The following is a 16,749-nucleotide window of genomic DNA, read 5'->3' on the forward strand; positions in this document are numbered from 1 at the left end:
GCTGGCCGAGCTCGGCGCGTGAGCCGCCGCCTGGTGGTCATCGGCGGCAGCGACGCAGGCATCTCCGCCGGCCTGCGTGCCCGGGAGGTCGACCCGACCGCCGAGGTCACCGTGGTGGTGGCCGACGCCTACCCCAACTTCTCCATCTGCGGGATCCCCTACCACGTGTCCGGCGACGTGCCGGCCTGGCAGTCGCTGGCGCACCGCACGTACGCCGAGCTGGAGGACGCCGGGCTGACCCTCCGGGTCGAGACCCGGGCGACCGGGATCGACGTGGTGGGGCAGCGCGTCGCGGTGACCACCGCGGACGGGGCGACGGACACGCTGGCCTACGACGGGTTGGTCGTGGGGACCGGCGCCCACCCGGCGGTCCCGGCCATGACCGGGGTCGGGGGTCCGGACGGCCTGTCAGCGGCCGATGGCGTGCACCTGCTGCACACCATCGACGACACGCACGCCCTGATGGCAGGCCTCGAGGCGCGCACGGTGCGCAACGCGCTGATCGTGGGCGCCGGCTACATCGGCGTGGAGATGTCCGAGGCGCTGGTCGCCCGCGGCATCGCCACCACCGTCGCCCAGCGCCCGAGCGAGGTGCTGGCGACCGTGGACGCCGAGCTGGGCGCCCTCGTCCGCGCGGAGATGGAGGGCCACGGGGTCGAGGTGCTCACCGGCACCAGCGTCACCGGGCTGGCCCGTACCGACGACGCTCGGATCGCGGTCTCCGCCGCGGGCGGCCGCCTGGAGCGTGCGTTCGACCTGGTGGTCCTGGTCGCCGGGGTCCGCCCCGACGTGCAGCTGCTGGTCGACGCGGGCGCCAGCACCGGTGCCGGCGGCGCAGTGGTGGTGGACGAGACGATGGCCACCGGGCTGCCGCACGTGTGGGCGGCAGGGGACTGCGTGGTCACCCACCACCGGCTGCTGGACGTGACCTACCTGCCGCTGGGCACCACGGCGCACAAGCAGGGCCGGGTCGCCGGTGCCAACGCCGTCGGCGGGCATGCCCGCTTCGCCGGCAGTGTCGGCACCCAGGTGGTCAAGGTCTTCGACCTGGTCGTCGCCCGTACCGGCCTGCTCGAGCACGAGGCGCGGGCCGCCGGCTTCCGCCCGGTCACCACCCAGGCCACCCCCGATGACCACAAGGCCTACTACCCGGGGGCCCGGCCCATCACGATCCGGGTCACCGCCGACGCCGACACGGGCCGGCTGCTCGGTGCCCAGCTCGTCGGCCGACTGGGCAGCGAGGTGGCCAGGCGCGCCGACGTCGTGGCCACCGCCCTGTTCCACGGCATGGCGGTCGAGGACCTGGCGGACCTGGACCTGGCGTACACCCCGCCCCTGGGCTCACCCTGGGACGCGGTCCAGCTGGCCGGCCAGGCGTGGACCAGGGAACACCGACCCCCCGCCCGCGCCGCACGATCCGCGGCCCTGGCGTGACCCGCCCCATGAACGAGGAGACCCCCGTGAACGACCGCCCCAGCGTCCTGTTCGTCTGCGTGCACAACGCCGGCCGTTCCCAGATGGCCGCCGGCTGGCTGCGGCACCTGGCCGGCGGCGCCGTCGAGGTGCGTTCGGCCGGTTCGGTGCCCGGCGACCAGGTGAACCCGTCCGCGGTCGCGGCCATGGCCGAGGTCGGCATCGACATCTCCGACCAGCGGCCCAAGGTGCTCACCACCGACGCCGTCGAGGCCTCCGACGTCGTCATCACCATGGGCTGCGGGGACGCCTGCCCGGTGTTCCCGGGCAAGCGGTACCTCGACTGGGCGCTGGAGGACCCGGCCGGCAAGGGCGTGGACTCCGTGCGCCCGATCCGGGACGAGATCGAGACGCGCATCCGCGGGCTGCTCACCGAGCTCCAGGTGCCCGTCACCCCGTGACCGGCCGGCCGAGCGTGCTGTTCGTCTGCGCGCGGAACTCCGGGAAGTCGCAGCTGGCCGCGGCGCTGATGGCGGACCTCGCCGGGGACGCCGTCGAGGTGGCCTCCGCCGGGACGGCGCCCGGCGACGCGCTGAACGAGCAGTCGGTCCGGTCCCTGGCCGAGCTGGGCATCGACATCAGCGGCGAGCGCCCGAAGCCGGTCTCCGAGCGGCTGGTGCGGGACGCCGACGTCGTGGTGACCCTCGGCCGGGAGGCCCGGGTCGAGCCGGTGCCCGGCACCCGTCTCCTCACCTGGGACGTCGACGAGCCCTCCGCGCGCGGCGTCGAGGGCATGGACCGGATGCGGCTGGTCCGGGACGACATCGCCCGGCAGGTGCGGTCGCTGGCCGCCGAGCTCGGCGTCGACCCGCGCCCGCGGTGAGCCCGGGGCGCGACCGCGGGTGCGGCCTCCGGTCAGGTGCGGGCGTCGGCGTCCTGGTCGGCCGTGAGCTGGGTGACCGGGACGTCCGTGGCCTTGCGCAGCCGGGCCGGGAGGTCGCGGCGCAACCACTTCGACAGCCCGTGCGGCAGGGTGGAGACGACGATCTCGTCGGCCGCGACGTGCTGGAGGGCCCCGCGGACCGCCTCCAGCACGTCCGGGTCACCGACCTCGCCGTCGACCGTGGCACCCAGCGTCCGGAGGTGTTCGAGCGCCTGCTCCAGGCGCTGGGCGGCCACGGCATAGGCGCGGTCGGCAGGCGAGGGGCCCAGGCTCGCGTAGGCGCCGGGGCCGTCCAGCTGGTCGTCCAGCGGCGTGGCCGGGGCCACGATGTGGAACTCGTGCGGTTCGGCGGCGATGCGTTGTTCCACGGCGGCACTGAGCGTGTCGGTGGTGAGGGTCTGGTTGGCGACGATCAGGCAGTGGCGCATGCTCGTGCTCCGGTTCGGTCGGTGACCCGCAGACGCCGTCATCGTGGCGCGGATCACGGTGGTGCGCCAGGGGTGCCGGGGGACGATGTCGGCGGCCGGACCCGACTCGACCTGGGGGCGGGGGCCGGAGCCGAGCTGCAGACCGGGAACGAGGAGTCGCTGTGACCGTCGGACCAGGCCTGTCCCGCCGGCTCGGCACCGGCGACGCCGTCGTCATCGGCCTGGGGTCGATGATCGGCGCCGGCGTGTTCGCCGCGTTCGCCCCGGCCGCCCAGGCCGCCGGCGCCGGGCTGCTCATCGGGTTGGCGATCGCGGCCGTGGTCGCGTGGTGCAACGCGACCGCCTCGGCCCAGCTGGCCGCGCAGTATCCCGCCTCCGGTGGCACCTACGTCTACGGGCGCGAGCGGCTCGGGCACTGGTGGGGCTTCCTCGCCGGCTGGGGCTTCGTGATCGGCAAGACGGCCAGCTGTGCGGCGATGGCGCTCACCTTCGCCGCGTACGCCGCGCCGGCCGGCTGGCAGCGCCCGGTGGCCGTGGCCGCCGTGCTGGCGCTCACCGCGACGAACTACCGCGGCGTGACCCGCACCGCCGGGCTCACCCGGGTCATCGTCACCGTCGTCCTGGCTGCACTGACCGTCGCGGTCGCCGCGATGCTGCTCGGCGGCGGGGCGGGCGGGACGGCGCCGGGGAACTGGGCGGTCGAGGGCGGCGTCCTCGGGGTGCTGCAGTCGGCCGGCCTGCTGTTCTTCGCCTTCGCCGGCTACGCGCGCATCGCGACCATGGGCGAGGAGGTCCGGGACCCGGCGCGGACCATCCCGCGCGCGGTGCTGCTGGCACTGGGCCTCACCGTCGTGGTGTACCTGGTGGTCGCGGTGTCCCTGTTGACGACGCTGGGCGCCGACGGCGTCGCCGCCACCGCCGAGCCGCTGGCCGCCGCCGTGGCCGCCGGGAGCTGGGACTGGGCCGGCCCGGTCGTGCGGATCGGCGCGGCCACCGCCGCGCTCGGCGCACTGCTCGCGCTGATCGCCGGCGTCGGCCGGACCAGCCTGGCGATGGGCCGGCAGGGCGACCTGCCGCGGTACCTGGCCGCGGTGCACCCCCGGTTCGCCGTCCCGCACCGCGCCGAGGTCACCGTCGGGCTCGTCGTCTGCCTGCTGGTGCTGACCGTCGACCTGCGCGGCGCGATCGGCTTCTCCTCCTTCGGGGTGCTGCTCTACTACGCCGTCGCCAACGCCGCGGCGTTCACCCAGGACGGCCCGCATCGGCGGTTCCCCCGTGCGCTGCAGGTCCTCGGCCTGGTGGGCTGCCTGGTCCTGGTGGCGACCCTGCCGTGGCAGGCCGTCGTCGGCGGCACCGCGGTCTTCGCCGTGGGGATCGCCTACCGGGCCACCCGGCTGCGGCTGGCGAGCCGGTGACCCCGTGACGGGCCGCCGCCCGGCTCCAGCCGGGCGCTGAACGCCGCGGCACCGGCCGCGACGGCCACCAGCACCGCCAGCCCGGCGAAGGTCGCCGGGTAGCTGCCCACGGACTCCGCCAGTGCGGTGCCCGCCCACGGGGCGAGCGCAGCGGCTGCGGTGATCGGGGCGGCGAACCAGCCGGACAGGGCGCCGTACCGGGCGCTGCCCCACCGGTCGGCGACGACGGTCGCCTGCAGCAGCGTGGCGGCGCCGCGCGCCGCCCCCGCGAACACGGCCAGCCCGACGAGCAGCGGGACCGGCCCCGGGACCGCGGCCAGCAGGCCGATCGCCAGTGCGGAGGCGGCCAGGATGACGACCGTCCGCGTGCCGGGGGTGGTCCGGGCGGTGAGCGGGGCGTAGCCGATCCGGCCGAGCAGCTGGCCGGCGCCCAGCAGACCGAGCGTGGTGGCCGCCAGGGACGCCGACATCCCCCGCCCGGTGAGCAGCGGGATCAGCGTCAGGCTGGCCGCGTACATGCCGAAGGCGGTGAGCGTGAGCGCCCCGGACAGCAGCAGGAAGCCGGAGCTGGACACGATCGAGCGCACCGACGCCGGCGCGGCGTCCGGGGAGCCGCGCTCGGGCGCCGGGGTCCACGGGGGTGTGAGCGCCAGGGCGTGCAGCGGGACCGTCACCACGGCCAGCACCCCGGCCAGGACGACGTAGGTGGCCCGCCAACTGAGGTGCGCCAGCAGCAGGCTGGTCAGTGGCGCGAAGACCGTGCTCGCGAGCCCCGCCACCAGCGTCAGCGTGGTCAGCGCCCGCACCCGGCCCGGCCCGTACCAGCGGGTGAGCGCGGCGAAGCCGGCCTGGTAGAAGACCGCGGCCATGGCGACCCCGGCCACCAGCCAGGCCACGACGAACCACGCCAGGCTGGGTGCCAGCCCGATCCCCGCTGTCGCGGGCACGGCGAGCAGCGAGCCGGTGGTCATCACCCGCCGGGGGCCGGCCCGGTCCAGCCACCGCCCGACCGGGATCCCGGCCAGCGCAGAGACCACCAGCCCCGCGGAGAACGCCGCCGTGGTCGCCGACGCCGACCAGCCGGTGTCGGCGGTGATCGAGGCCAGCGCGACCGGGAAGGCGTAGTAGAGAACCCCCCAGCTGACCACCTCGGTTGCACACAGCGCCGGCAGCACGTGCCGGGGCGGACGCCGCTGGACGTCCGCGGAGCCGCTCATCAGTCCAGGGCGGAGGCCCCGGTGGTCACCGGCTGCGGCGCCGGGCCGCAACAGCTCGCCGGCTCCGCCTCCTCCGCCGACCGGCCGTGCGCGCTGCCGGTGGGGAAGCCGACGCCCGCGGTCTCGGCGGCCTCCCGGGCGCCCAGGTCGGTGCTGCACACCCCGGTCGAGGGCAGCCGCAGCTGCACTCGACCGGCTGCCTCGAGGTCCCCGGCGAGCGCGGCGGCGATCGAGCGCACCTGCTCGTAGCCGGTGGCCAGCAGGAACGTGGGGGCGCGGCCGTAGGACTTCATGCCGACCAGGTAGAAGCCCTCGTCGGGGTGGGCGAGCTCGCGGTGCCCGTGCGGGGGCACGGTGCCGCAGGAGTGGAAGTCGGGGTCGATCAGCGGGGCCAGCCGGGCCGGCGCCTCCACGCCCGGGTCCAGGTCCAGCCGCACCTCGCGCAGCACGTCCAGGTCCGGGCGGAAGCCGGTGGCGGCGGCCACCGCGTCGACCTGCAGGTCGACCGGGGCGCCGTCCCGGCCGGTCCCGGTCACCCGGAGCCGGCCGTCGCCGGTCGGTGCCAGCTCGGTCAGCGTGACCTCGCGGTGCAGCTCGACGTGCCCGGCCCGGACGGCGGCCTTCAGGGTCGAGCCGAGCAGCCCGCGGGCGGGCAGCCCGTCGGAGTCGCCGCCGCCGTAGAGCCGGGCGGGGGAGCGGCCCCGGATGGCCCAGCTGATCTGCATGCCGGGCGCGCTGCCCTGCAGCTCGACCAGCGCCAGCAGGGTGTTCGCCGCCGAGTGCCCCATGCCGACCACCAGGGTGTGCTTCCCGGCGAACCGGGCCCGGTCCCGGCCGAGCACGTCGGGCAGCGGACCGACCAGCCAGTCACCGGCCTGCTCCTCACCGATCGCGGGGAGACCGGCAGCGCCCAGGGGGTTGCGCTGGCCCCAGGTGCCGGAGGCGTCGACGACCGCGCGCGCGGTCAGGTCCTGCACCCGGCCGTCGACGACGGTGCGCACCACGAACGCCCGGCCCTCCCGGCCGACGGAGCGGGTCTTGTCCACGCCGGCCCGGCTCACCGCGACCACCCGGGTGCCGGTGCGGATCCGGCCGGCCAGCTGCGGCGTCGCGGCGAGCGGCGCCAGGTACCGCTCGGCGAGCTCGGCGCCGGTGGGCAGCGCGTCACGGTCGGGGGACTCCCAGCCGGTCTGCTCGAGCAGCCGGACGGCGGCGTCGTCGACGTCGTACTCCCAGGGGGAGAACAGCCGCACGTGCCCCCAGGCCCGCACCGCGGACGCGGGCTGGTCGCCGGCCTCCAGCACCAGGGGCTCCAGGCCGCGCTCCAGTAGGTGGGCCGCGGCGGCCAGCCCGACCGGGCCGGCACCGATCACCACGACCGGCAGGTCGTCCGTCGTGTACGCGCTCATGCGATCCGCACTCCTCGCTCGTCGACCAACGCGGGGTGACGTTAACAGCGAACACTGTTGACAACAACCGCCGTGTGGCAAACTCTCCGGCATGCGCCAGGACCTGGACGTGCGACTGCTCGACGTCGACGAGCTGACCTCTCCCGCCGATCGTGCCCGCCTGCTCGCCCCGCAGCTGAAGGCGCTCGGCGACCCCAACCGGCTGCACCTGCTCCTGCTGCTGGCCGAGGGGCCGCGCACCGTCCGGGAGCTGACCGACGCCGCGGGCATGAGCCAGACCCTGGTCAGCCACCACCTGGCGCCGCTGCGCGACCAGGGGCTGGTCACGAGCACGCCGAAGGGGCGCAGCAACGTCTACGCGCTCTGCTGCGAGGCCCTCGCCGGGCCGGTCAAGGCGCTGGCCACGCTCGCGGCGCTGACCCCCGAGGGTGCCGACGCCTGCTGCTCCTGACCGGCGGTGCGCCCCGGCCTCAGCGCCGCCGGGGGGCCCAGGGGTCGTCGGGGTCGAAGTCGTCGGCCTCGTCCACGGCGTCCGTGCTCGGGCGCGCCGGGCCTGGGGCCGGGTGGCGGGTCGCTGCCTCCAGGGCGGCGTCCCGCTCGGCGGCCCGCTGTGCGCGCTCCAGTCTGGCGTCCTCCCGCAGCTGCCGGCGGCTCGGCGTCCCGTCGGGGTTGGTGAGCGCCAGCCAGTCGTCCTTCTGCCGCCAGAGCAGGGCACCGGCCAGGGGGAGGCCCAGCGGCACGACGTACCCGGCCACCCGCTCCATGCCGCCCTCGCCGAGCCCGATGAACACCGCAGAGGCGAAGAAGATCGTGCCGATCACCCCGACGAGGCCCAGCACGGCCAGCGTGGTGCCCACCGCCTCCGAGCGGGGCCGCACGCCGTAGGCCAGGGCGATCAGCCCGATCGCCCCGGCGACGAAGTGCACCCCCGCCGCAACCGTGTGGACCGTGGTGTCGCCATCGGAGGGGAAGAGCCCGACCAGCAGCACCCCGAGCCCGGACAGGGCCAGCAGTGGGCCGGCCAGGCGGCCGCCGGTGCCGGACAGCCCGGGTCGCACCAGCACCGCCCCGGCGATGATCAGCACCCCCTGCAGGACGAAGGAGGCGTTCATCAGCAACCGGGCCGGGGAGGTCGCCGTCCCGAGGTCGCTGATCACGTCCGCCGAGTACGAGTAGCCGTCGTACTGCAGCGCGGCGATCGCCTCGACGACGAAGAACTGCAGGGTCAGCACCCACGCGAGCCCGCCCCAGCGGTACCGGCTGTCCGTCACGGTGAGCCATGGTCCCAGCCCCGGCTGTGCGACCGGGAGACTGGCCGGTGTGACGATCCGCTCCATCGCCCTGTTCGTGCTCGCCGCTCTGCTGGAGATCGGCGGGGCCTGGCTGGTCTGGCAGGGCCTGCGGGAGCACCGCGGCTGGCTCTGGGTGGGCATCGGGATGGTGTCGCTGGCGCTCTACGGCATGGTCGCCACACTGCAGCCGGAGGCCGCCTTCGGCCGGGTGCTCGCCGCCTACGGCGGGGTCTTCGTCGCCGGGTCGCTGCTGTGGGGGATGGCCGCCGACGGCTTCCGGCCGGACCGCTGGGACGTCGCCGGTGCGCTGGTCTGCCTGCTCGGCGTCGCGCTGATCATGTACGCGCCCCGGGGCGCCTGAGCGGCTCGGTCAGGCGGTGGCCCCGGCGTGGGTGAGCACGGCCGCGTACTGGTCGGGCGACAGCCACGACGGGTTGCTCCCCGCGGGCATCCGCAGCACCTCGGCCGCACGGGTCGCCGGATCGGCCAGCAGCTCGGCCCGGTCGACCGGGTGGGCCAGCCGGGTCCACCGGACGGCGACCGCCGGCCCGCCCGGAGCAGCGTCGTCCACCGGCCCGGCCAGCTCGCCCAGGGCGTGCACCCCGGGCCGGTCGCGGCCGCTGACCCACAACAGACACGGCTGGCCCGGCGCCATCAGGCTCAGCCGGTAGGAGGGCCGCACGCACCGGTCCAGCACCACAGCGTCACCCGGCCGCCACCGGGGGGCCAGCGCCTCGGGCGGCCGGTTGCTCTTGAGCACCCAGCAGGCGACGTCGACGGCGGTCAGCTGCGGCACGGCCCGAGCCAACCAGCCGCGCGGCGCGTCGGCGACAGGACGGTCGTGCGCCACCGGATCTCGCACTGCCGGGTGCGCGCCGCTGGCCTACCGTCGACCGGGTGTCGCTCCCCGCGGTCCCCTGGGCTGCCGTCGAGTCCCGTGCCCGCAGCGTGGCCGCCGGTCCCGTCGTCCGCTCCGGTGGCGCCGACGACCTGCTGGTGCGGGACCTGGTCACCGACTCGCGGGCGGTGACCCCCGGCTGCCTGTTCGCCTGCGTCCGCGGGGCGAGCAGCGACGGCCACCGGTTCGCCGAGGCCGCCCTGGCCGCCGGGGCTGCGGCGCTCCTCGTCGACCGGCTGCTGCCGCTGGACGCACCGCAGCTGCTGGTGCCGTCGGTCCGCGCGCTGCTCGGGCCGCTGGGCGCCCTGCTGACCGGCGACCCCGCCGAGCACCTGCGGCTGGTCGGCGTGACCGGGAGCAACGGCAAGACGACGACCAGCACGCTGGTGCGCGGCGTGCTCGAGGCCGCCGGTGAGTGCGCCGGAGTGGTCACCACACTCGGCGCACGGGTGGCCGGTCAGACCCGCGGCACCCGGCTGACCACCCCCGAGGCGCCGGAGCTGCACGGGCTGCTGCGCTGGATGCTCGACGCGGGCGCCACCAGCGCGGTGGTGGAGGCCTCCTCCATCGCCCTGGACGTCGGCCGGGTCGACGCCGTGCACGTCGAGGTGGCGGTCTTCACCGGCTTCGAGGAGGACCACCTCGACCACCACGGCACGATCGAGCAGTACTGGGCGAGCAAGGCGCTGCTGTTCACCCCCGAGCGCACCGACAGCGCCGTCATCGTGGTGGACGACCCGTGGGGCCGCCGGCTGGCCGACCAGGCGCGGGTGCCGGTGACCCGGGTGAGCACCCGGCCGGAGGTGCCCGCCGACGTCCGGGTGGTGGGCTGGCGCACCGGCCTGGACGGCACCAGCCTGGTCGTCGAGGACGACGGCGGGCGGCACTGGATCTGCTCGCCGCTCGTCGGCCGGGTGCACGTGGGCAACATCGCCGCCGCCTGGGCGACCGGCCGCTCGCTCGGGCTGGCGCCGGAGACCATCGCCGCGGGCCTGGCCACGACCGCGGCACCGGCGGGGCGCAACACCCTGCTGCGCGAGCCGGGTGGGCCGCTCGTCGTCGTCGACTACGCCCACACCCCTCGGGCGCTGGCCGCCGCCGTGCAGACCGCCCGCGACCTCACCGGTCCCGGCGGGGAGGTGCACCTGGTGCTGGGCGCCCGCGGCCGCCGCGACCGGTACAAGCGCCAGGGGCTCGGTGTCTCCGCCCGCGCCGCCGACACCGTGTGGCTGACCAACGAGGGCAGCCACGGCGAGCGGCCCGAGGCGATCGTCGAGGAGCTGCGGGTCGGGCTGATCGGCAGCAGCGCGGTCGTGCACACCGTGCTCGACCGCCGGGAGGCGATCACCGCTGCGGTGGCGGCCGCCGGGAGCCGGGACGTGGTGCTCGTCGTCGGGCGCGGCCACGAGACGACGCTGACCGACGACGGCGCCGCGGTGCCCTTCGACGACGCCGAGGTGGCGCAGGAGGCACTGGACTCCCGGGCCGACGAGTTGGTGGCCGGGCAGGCCTCCTGACCCCGCCGCGGGTGCCGCGGCTCACACGGGCAGGCTCCCGGGCGTGACGACGGGGGAGTGGCCGGGCCACCGGGCCGGTGAGCCGGGCTTCCGGCGGGCCGCGACCGCCGTCTTCCTCGCCGGGATCGCCGTGTTCGTCAGCCTGTACGCCCCGCAGGCCCTGCTGCCGGAGTTCAGCCGCTCCTTCGAGGTGACCCCGGCGGCCTCGACGCTGGTCATCTCGGTGAGCACCGCCGCGCTCGCCGTGGGGCTGCTGGTGCTCGGTCCGCTGTCGGACCGCCGCGGCCGCACCGGCATCCTGCACGCCAGCCTGGCCGCCGCCGCGCTGCTCGCGGTGCTGATCGCGCTGGCGCCGGGGTGGGAGGCGCTGCTGGTGCTCCGCGGGCTGCAGGGCTTCGCCCTGGCCGGGCTGCCCGCCGTCGCGGTCGCCTACCTGCGCGAGGAGCTGCACCCGGCGATGAGCTCGCGGGCGATCGGGCTCTACGTCAGCGGCACCGCGATCGGTGGCCTGTCCGGCCGGCTGCTCACCGGTGTGCTGACCGAGCTGGGCGGCTGGCGGACGGCGCTGGGCGGGGCGGCGGTGGTCGCCGTCGCCTGTGCGGTCGCCGTCCGGCTGCTGCTGCCCCCGGCCCGCCGGTTCAGCCCGCTCTCCGGGCAGGGGAGGTTGCTGCGCCAGCTGGGCTCGGCGTTCACCGACCCGGCGCTGCTGGCGCTGTACGGGCTGGCTGCGCTGCTGATGGGCGGGTTCGTCGCCGTCTACAACGCCGGCACCTTCCGGCTGGAGTCCGCGCCCTACTCGCTGACGCCCGCGGTGGCCGGGCTGGTGTTCCTGGCGTACCTGCTGGGTTCGGCGAGCTCGCCGACCGCCGGCTGGCTGGCCGACCGGATGGGCCGGCGGGTGGTGGTGCCGGGGGCGGTGGCGCTGATGGCGGTGGGCATCGCGCTGACCCTGCCGACGCCGCTGTGGTGCGTCGTCCTGGGGCTGTGCGTGCTGACCGTCGGGTTCTTCGCCGCCCACGGTGTGGCCAGTGGCTGGGTGGCGGCGCGGGCCCAGCTGGGCGGCCGGCCGGTCGGGCAGGCGGCCTCGCTCTACTCGTTCTGGTACTACGTCGGCTCGTCGGTGGGCGGCACGCTGGCCGGCCGGGCCTGGCAGGACGCCGGCTGGCCCGGGGTGGCGCTGCTCGCCGGTGGGTGTGCGCTCGCGGCCCTGGTGCTCACCGGCGCGCTCGGCCGCACCCGCTCCCTGCAGCCCTGACCGGACGCGACGAGGGCGGCGCCCCGGGGTCCAGGGGCGCCGCCCTCGTCGGAGCCGGTCGGCTCAGCCCTCGGTGGCGTCGTGCTCGTAGGCGCCAGCCGGGTCGGCGTCGTCGGACTGCACCGCCTGGCGCTCCAGCTCGGTGCGGTGCTCGAGCGCCTCGTCGGACAGGTGCGGGTCCTTGGCGTGCTCGCTGCGGTCCCGGGGGGCCGGCTCCTGCGGGGTCATCACGTCGTCGAGCGTCGGCTCGTCGTGCGGGCTAGTCATCGCGTCCTCCGCTCTCATGGCCCGGCGGTTCCGGGCGGGATCCCCTCCTCGGTATCCCGCGATGGGCCACCCGCAAACCGGGGTGGCCCCGTCAGCCCTGGGCCAGCTGCTCAGCGGGGAGCCAGGCCTCGACCAGCACCGGGCCGTGCGCACCGACGACGGTGTAGGCGACCCGGCCGTGCCAGCCGTCCTCCCGCTGTCGCCACTCCACCAGCAGGCCCGGCCAGGTGCCCGGCGCATCGGGTGGGTCGTGCACCCAGCAGTGCCGTCCGTGGCCGCCGGCCGGCCGGCGGACCGCATCGGCCGGGGTCGGTGGCCCGGACGGCGGTGGCCCGGACGGCGGTGGCCCGGACGGCGGTGGCCCGGACGGCGGTGGCCCGGGGAACCCGGACCGGGCCGCGCGGTCGGCCAACGAGCCGGCGTGCCGCCCCCGCTGCATCCCCCCGGCCACCCGAACATCCTCGCACGCGGATCGAACACACGTTCGAAGCAGGCCGGACCACCGTCGAGTGACAGCTGAGCGGGCTTCCCGGCCCCGGGATCCCTGCTCAGCTGTCACTCGACGCCGGCGCCGGCGCCGGCGCCGACGCCGGCGCCGACGCGGGCGCCGACGCGGGCGCGGGCGCTGGCGCTGGCGACGGCGCCGGGGGGCGGGGGCGTCACCGGGGGTGGTCGCTGGTCGCGCCACTCCCGGGGCGTCGTCCCGAAGGCCGCTCGGAACCGGCGGGTGAAGTGCGACGGGTCGCTGAACCCCCATGACCGGGCGACCGCGGCGATCGGCCGGCCGCCGGGCCGCGCCAGCTCGGCCCGGGCGCCTTCCAGGCGCTGGTCGATGACCCACTGCTCCAGGCTGAACCCGGCTGCCGAGCACAGCCGGTAGAGCTGGCGGACGCTGATCGCGTGCTCGGCCGCGACCCGGGCGGCGTCGAGGTCGGGGTCGGTCAGGTGCTGGTCGACCCAGGTGCGGATCCGGGTCAGCAGGGTCTCGCCCGGCACGGCGGAGGTCGTGCCGTGCGCATCCGCCGCGGAGACGACCAGGGCCCGCGCCAGCTCCACGGTGGCCACGGACAGCGCCGGCCACCCCTGGTCTGCGGTCAGCCTCTCGGCGTCGCGGGTCACCTGGGCGACGTGCGCCCGGACCAGCTCGTACAGCGGGCTGTCCGCCACGTGCGGTGCCGCCCGGCGCACGACGTCCACCGACAGCCCGAGCCGGGCGACCGGGATCTGCAGGGCCCGGCCCGCGCCCTCGGTGTCCCCCCAGGCGAAGGAGTAGGGGGAGGTCACGTCGGTGACCGCGAGGGTGCCAGGGGTCAGGGCACGTTGCCGGCCGCCCTGCTCGTGCCGGCCGGTGCCGTGCTCCTGGACGTAGAGCGACACCACCGGCGGGGCGTCCGGCGGCGGCCGGCGGCGGCCGACGGCCAGGGGACCCACGACGTCGGCGCGCAGCACCGGCAGCCCGCCGAGCTCCCAGGCGTCCAGGCGCACCTGCACCGGTGCCGCCGGCTCGCGCAGCCACACCCGGGAGCCCATCCCGGCCTGTAGCCGCGCGACGACGGCGGCCGGACGGCGGTCGGCACCGGTGAGCTGCCGGCTGTCCAGGACCGTGACCATCGCGCCTCCCCGTGCGGGTGGTCGGCGACGCTGCCGCGAGCACCGACATCCTGTCGCCCCGACCGACTGTGCGGAAGGGCGTCCGTCCCGGGTGGTCGGCACGCAGGGGCCAGCACCGGGCACCGAGGGCACAGTCCCGCGGCGGCGTCGTCCCTAGCGTGCTCAGCGCCATCACCCACAGCACCCACGGAGGAGACGCCATGCCCGTCCTGGCCCACGACGGCATCGAGACCTACTACAAGGACTGGGGGACCGGTCAGCCGATCGTGTTCAGCCACGGCTGGCCGCTGTCGTCGGACGACTGGGACGCCCAGCTGATGTTCTTCGTGCAGCACGGCTACCGGGTCATCGCCCATGACCGCCGGGGCCACGGCCGCTCCACCCAGACCGACGACGGCCACGACATGGACCACTACGCCGACGACCTGGCGGCGCTCACCGCCCACCTGGACCTGCGCGACGCGGTGCACGTGGGCCACTCGACCGGTGGCGGCGAGGTGGCCCACTACATCGCCCGGCACGGCGAGGACCGGGTCGCCAAGGCGGTGCTGATCAGCGCGGTACCGCCGATCATGGTACAGACCGACGCCAACCCGGGCGGGCTGCCCAAGAGCGTCTTCGACGGCATCCAGGAGCAGGTGGCCACCAACCGGGCGCAGTTCTACCGCGACCTGCCGGCCACCGCGTTCTACGGCTTCAACCGGCCGGGCGTGGAGCCGGTCGAGGGGCTGATCCAGAACTGGTGGCGCCAGGGGATGATGGGCGGCGCCAAGGCCCACTACGACGGCGTCGTCGCCTTCTCCCAGACCGACTTCACCGACGACCTGAAGAAGATCACGGTGCCGGTGCTGGTCATGCACGGTGACGACGACCAGGTCGTGCCCTACGCGGACTCGGCGCCGCTGTCGGTCGAGCTGCTGCCGAACGGGACGCTGAAGCCCTACGCGGGCTTCCCGCACGGCATGCCGACCACCGAGGCGGCCACGATCAACGCCGACCTGCTGGAGTTCATCCGAAGCTGACGGCGGCCGGGGTGCTGACCGGCACCCCGGCGGTGATCACCACGGGCTGGTGGCTGCCTCGCGACGGCGCAGGCAGCCACCAGCCCGGTCTCGCCCCACGACGGGGGGCGCGGTGCTCACCTGCTCCTGGTCCGGGTGCTCTTGCCGGTGCTCTTGCTCCGCTTGCCGCTCTTGACCTTGCCCTTGGTGGTGACCGGGTGCAGCCCCGCGCCCAGCACCCCCGCGACGGCCTGGACGCCGGGGTGCGCGGCCAGCTCCTCGGTGGGCACCGGCAACGGTAGGCACCAGTTGGGCCGGTCGTTCGCCCCGGGCATGTTGGGCCGGCGCTCCTCGGCGAGCGCGTCGTCCAGCGTCGCCGACAGCAGGGTCGAGGGCGCGGTGGCCAGCTGCCGGTGGGCAGCCTCGACCGCCTCGGCCGGGTCGGCGCCCTCCGGGACGAAGTCCAGGTGCCCGAGCAGCGAGGTGCGGCCGCGCAGCAGCTCCTCCTCGGTGCCCAGCCCGCGTTCCCGCTGCTCGGCCAGGTCGGAGCCGGTCCACAGCCCGGCGACCGTCGGCAGGTCGTGGGTGGTGATCGCGGCCATCGCCTCGGCGGGCCACTGCGCGGGCTCGTCGTCCTCGAACCACAGCAGCCGGTAGGACAGGATCCCGTGCTCGGCCATCGCCTCGCGGACGCCGTCCTCGACGGTGCCCAGGTCCTCGCCGACGACGATGGCCTGCGCCCGGTGGCTCTCCAGGGCGACGATGTCCAGCAGGTCCTCGTGCGGGTAGCGGACGTACGCGCCCTCGGCCGCGCTGCCGTCCGAGGGCACCCACCACAGCCGGAACAGCCCCATCACGTGGTCGACCCGCAGGCCGCCCGCACCGGCCATCGTGGCCCGGATCGACTGGATGAACGGCTCGTAGTCGGCGGCCTGCAGCCGCCAGGGCACCAGCGGCGGGGAGCCCCAGTCCTGGCCCTGGCTGTTGAAGGCGTCCGGCGGGGCGCCGACGCTCACGCCCTGGGCCAGCACGTCCTGCCAGGCCCAGGCGTCCGCGCCGCCGCCGGCCACCCCGATCGGCAGGTCCTGGATCACGGTGGTGCCCTCGGTGGCCGCCCGCAGCTGGACGTCCAGCAGCCACTGCAGCCAGGCGTGGAAGGCGATCTCCCGGTCGTGGCCGGCCACGAAGTCGGCCACGGCACCGCCGCGGGGGTCGCGGAGCGGCTCGGGCCAGGTGTGCCAGTCCGGGCCGTGCTCGTCGGCGATCGCGCACCAGGTCGCCCAGTCCATCAGCGGCTGACCCTGGTGCCACCACCAGTCGCGGAAGGGCCCCTCGTCGACCCCGGCGTCGAAGACCCGCTGGAGCACCCGGCGCTTGAGCGCCCAGATGGCGTCGCGGTCGATGAGCTCGCCGTCGTTGAGCGCCCGGCCGGCGTCGGCCTCGATGTCGACGGCGTCGGCGCCGGGCACCTCGGCGATCCGCAGGTAGACCGGGTTGCGGAAGCGGCGGGTGGCCGGCAGGTAGGGGCTGTCCTCCTGGCCCGGGGTCGGGGCGACCGCGTGCAGCGGGTTGACCAGCACGAAGCCCGCGCCCTGCGCCTGGGCGAACTCGCGCACGGTGCGCAGGTCGCCGAGGTCGCCGATGCCCCAGCTCTCACGCCCGCGGGTGGCGTACAGCTGCACCGCCCAGCCCCAGGCGCGCCAGCCCTCGGGCAGCCAGCAGCGGCCGGGGGAGACGATCAGCCGCCGCTCCCGGCCGTCGGGAGTGCGCAGCCGGTGGTAGCCGAGCGGGAAGTCCTCGGGGAGCTCGCCGTCGACCTGCCGGGTCTGCCCGTCCTCGCACTCGACGTCGGCGCGGTCGACCTCCAGGGCGTCCCCGGGCCGCGCCACGATCGGCGCCCGGTCGAGGAGGTCCTCGGGCGGGGTGCCGATCACCTCCCGCAGCCGGTCGATGGTGGCCTGCGCGATCGTGTGTTCCTCGTCGAGGGCGTCGAGCCAGCTGGCGTCGATGCCCCATGCGTCCGTCGTCGGGGCGCCGGTCACGGGGTTCGGGGCGGAGCTCGTCACCCCCCGATCCTCACCGG

The 16,749-nt window shown here is 76.0% G+C and carries 18 protein-coding genes; 9 read left to right on the plus strand and 9 right to left on the minus strand.

The annotated features are described in order from the left end of the window. The first annotated feature begins 18 nt into the window (after positions 1–18). From O2W53_RS07345 to O2W53_RS07355, 3 genes are read left to right on the plus strand one after another with little or no spacing between them, the layout of a single operon-like run. Positions 19–1,434: an FAD-dependent oxidoreductase gene (locus O2W53_RS07345; RefSeq protein ID WP_269162335.1), complete on the plus strand. Its 1,416-nt coding sequence runs from the start codon at positions 19–21 to the stop codon at positions 1,432–1,434. Positions 1,435–1,460: 26 nt separating this feature from the next. Then, positions 1,461–1,874 (plus strand): arsenate reductase ArsC, encoded by a 414-nt coding sequence (locus O2W53_RS07350; RefSeq protein WP_269162336.1) that lies wholly within the window; start codon positions 1,461–1,463, stop codon positions 1,872–1,874. Continuing rightward, a complete protein-coding gene (locus tag O2W53_RS07355; protein ID WP_269162337.1) occupies positions 1,871–2,296 on the plus strand; it encodes an arsenate-mycothiol transferase ArsC in 426 nt (141 codons plus the stop codon). Before O2W53_RS07350 ends, O2W53_RS07355 begins: the two co-directional genes overlap by 4 nt. Positions 2,297–2,328: 32 nt before the next feature. Here the strand turns inward: O2W53_RS07355 and O2W53_RS07360 are convergent, their stop codons facing one another. Beyond that, entirely contained in the window at positions 2,329–2,784 is a 456-nt protein-coding gene (locus O2W53_RS07360) for a hypothetical protein (protein ID WP_269162338.1), read from the minus strand. A gap of 161 nt (positions 2,785–2,945) precedes the next feature. On the opposite strand from O2W53_RS07360, the gene O2W53_RS07365 reads away from it, so the two are divergent. Continuing rightward, on the plus strand, positions 2,946–4,199 hold the full coding sequence (locus O2W53_RS07365) for an APC family permease (RefSeq protein WP_269162339.1): 1,254 nt from the start codon (positions 2,946–2,948) through the stop codon (positions 4,197–4,199). Here the strand turns inward: O2W53_RS07365 and O2W53_RS07370 are convergent. Further along, on the minus strand, positions 4,163–5,416 hold the full coding sequence (locus O2W53_RS07370; RefSeq protein ID WP_269162340.1) for an MFS transporter: 1,254 nt from the start codon (positions 5,414–5,416) through the stop codon (positions 4,163–4,165). The genes O2W53_RS07365 and O2W53_RS07370 overlap by 37 nt on opposite strands. Beyond that, on the minus strand, positions 5,416–6,825 hold the full coding sequence (locus O2W53_RS07375; RefSeq protein ID WP_269162341.1) for an FAD-dependent oxidoreductase: 1,410 nt from the start codon (positions 6,823–6,825) through the stop codon (positions 5,416–5,418). The genes O2W53_RS07370 and O2W53_RS07375 overlap by 1 nt, the downstream gene beginning before the upstream one ends. Before the next feature lie 91 nt (positions 6,826–6,916). On the opposite strand from O2W53_RS07375, the gene O2W53_RS07380 reads away from it, so the two are divergent. Next, positions 6,917–7,276 carry an ArsR/SmtB family transcription factor gene (locus O2W53_RS07380; protein ID WP_269162342.1) on the plus strand — a complete coding sequence of 120 codons (360 nt, stop codon included), beginning with the start codon at positions 6,917–6,919 and terminating at the stop codon, positions 7,274–7,276. Positions 7,277–7,295: 19 nt separating this feature from the next. Here the strand turns inward: O2W53_RS07380 and O2W53_RS07385 are convergent, their stop codons facing one another. Beyond that, positions 7,296–8,096 carry a DUF998 domain-containing protein gene (locus tag O2W53_RS07385; protein WP_269162343.1) on the minus strand — a complete coding sequence of 267 codons (801 nt, stop codon included), beginning with the start codon at positions 8,094–8,096 and terminating at the stop codon, positions 7,296–7,298. Positions 8,097–8,145: 49 nt separating this feature from the next. Between O2W53_RS07385 and O2W53_RS07390 the strand changes: the two genes are divergently transcribed. After that, positions 8,146–8,478 carry a YnfA family protein gene (locus O2W53_RS07390; RefSeq protein ID WP_269156815.1) on the plus strand — a complete coding sequence of 111 codons (333 nt, stop codon included), beginning with the start codon at positions 8,146–8,148 and terminating at the stop codon, positions 8,476–8,478. A 9-nt stretch (positions 8,479–8,487) separates the two neighbouring features. Here O2W53_RS07390 and O2W53_RS07395 read toward each other — a convergent pair whose 3' ends face one another. Then, a complete protein-coding gene (locus O2W53_RS07395; protein WP_269162344.1) occupies positions 8,488–8,913 on the minus strand; it encodes a hypothetical protein in 426 nt (141 codons plus the stop codon). A 101-nt stretch (positions 8,914–9,014) separates the two neighbouring features. Between O2W53_RS07395 and O2W53_RS07400 the strand changes: the two genes are divergently transcribed. Further along, a complete protein-coding gene (locus tag O2W53_RS07400) occupies positions 9,015–10,532 on the plus strand; it encodes a Mur ligase family protein (protein ID WP_269162345.1) in 1,518 nt (505 codons plus the stop codon). Between the two features lie 43 nt (positions 10,533–10,575). Then, complete coding sequence (locus tag O2W53_RS07405; RefSeq protein WP_269162346.1) at positions 10,576–11,787, plus strand: MFS transporter; 1,212 nt, start codon at positions 10,576–10,578, stop codon at positions 11,785–11,787. A 63-nt stretch (positions 11,788–11,850) separates the two neighbouring features. Here the strand turns inward: O2W53_RS07405 and O2W53_RS07410 are convergent, their stop codons facing one another. The 3 genes from O2W53_RS07410 to O2W53_RS07420 all read right to left on the minus strand — a co-directional run bounded on the left by O2W53_RS07410 (position 11,851) and on the right by O2W53_RS07420 (position 13,665). Beyond that, positions 11,851–12,054 carry a hypothetical protein gene (locus tag O2W53_RS07410; protein ID WP_269162347.1) on the minus strand — a complete coding sequence of 68 codons (204 nt, stop codon included), beginning with the start codon at positions 12,052–12,054 and terminating at the stop codon, positions 11,851–11,853. A 91-nt stretch (positions 12,055–12,145) separates the two neighbouring features. Next, positions 12,146–12,310, minus strand: a complete 165-nt coding sequence (locus tag O2W53_RS07415; RefSeq protein ID WP_269162348.1) for a hypothetical protein — start codon at positions 12,308–12,310, stop codon at positions 12,146–12,148. A 299-nt stretch (positions 12,311–12,609) separates the two neighbouring features. Continuing rightward, a complete protein-coding gene (locus O2W53_RS07420) occupies positions 12,610–13,665 on the minus strand; it encodes a helix-turn-helix domain-containing protein (RefSeq protein ID WP_269162349.1) in 1,056 nt (351 codons plus the stop codon). Positions 13,666–13,865: 200 nt separating this feature from the next. Between O2W53_RS07420 and O2W53_RS07425 the strand changes: the two genes are divergently transcribed. Further along, positions 13,866–14,687 (plus strand): alpha/beta fold hydrolase, encoded by an 822-nt coding sequence (locus O2W53_RS07425; RefSeq protein WP_269162350.1) that lies wholly within the window; start codon positions 13,866–13,868, stop codon positions 14,685–14,687. Positions 14,688–14,803: 116 nt separating this feature from the next. Here the strand turns inward: O2W53_RS07425 and malQ are convergent, their stop codons facing one another. Continuing rightward, positions 14,804–16,732: a 4-alpha-glucanotransferase gene (gene malQ, locus O2W53_RS07430; protein ID WP_269162351.1), complete on the minus strand. Its 1,929-nt coding sequence runs from the start codon at positions 16,730–16,732 to the stop codon at positions 14,804–14,806. Positions 16,733–16,749 lie beyond the last annotated feature (17 nt).

The sequence above is a fragment of the Modestobacter sp. VKM Ac-2978 genome (genome assembly GCF_026968025.1).
GTDB lineage: Bacteria > Actinomycetota > Actinomycetes > Mycobacteriales > Geodermatophilaceae > Modestobacter.

Coding starts and splice junctions, on each gene's coding strand:
- O2W53_RS07360 (WP_269162338.1), bottom strand. CDS start 2,784: ATGCGCCACTGCCTGATCGTCGCCAACCAGACCCTCACCACCGACACG.
- O2W53_RS07370 (WP_269162340.1), bottom strand. CDS start 5,416: ATGAGCGGCTCCGCGGACGTCCAGCGGCGTCCGCCCCGGCACGTGCTG.
- O2W53_RS07375 (WP_269162341.1), bottom strand. CDS start 6,825: ATGAGCGCGTACACGACGGACGACCTGCCGGTCGTGGTGATCGGTGCC.
- O2W53_RS07380 (WP_269162342.1), top strand. CDS start 6,917: ATGCGCCAGGACCTGGACGTGCGACTGCTCGACGTCGACGAGCTGACC.
- O2W53_RS07410 (WP_269162347.1), bottom strand. CDS start 12,054: ATGACTAGCCCGCACGACGAGCCGACGCTCGACGACGTGATGACCCCG.
- O2W53_RS07420 (WP_269162349.1), bottom strand. CDS start 13,665: ATGGTCACGGTCCTGGACAGCCGGCAGCTCACCGGTGCCGACCGCCGT.
- O2W53_RS07425 (WP_269162350.1), top strand. CDS start 13,866: ATGCCCGTCCTGGCCCACGACGGCATCGAGACCTACTACAAGGACTGG.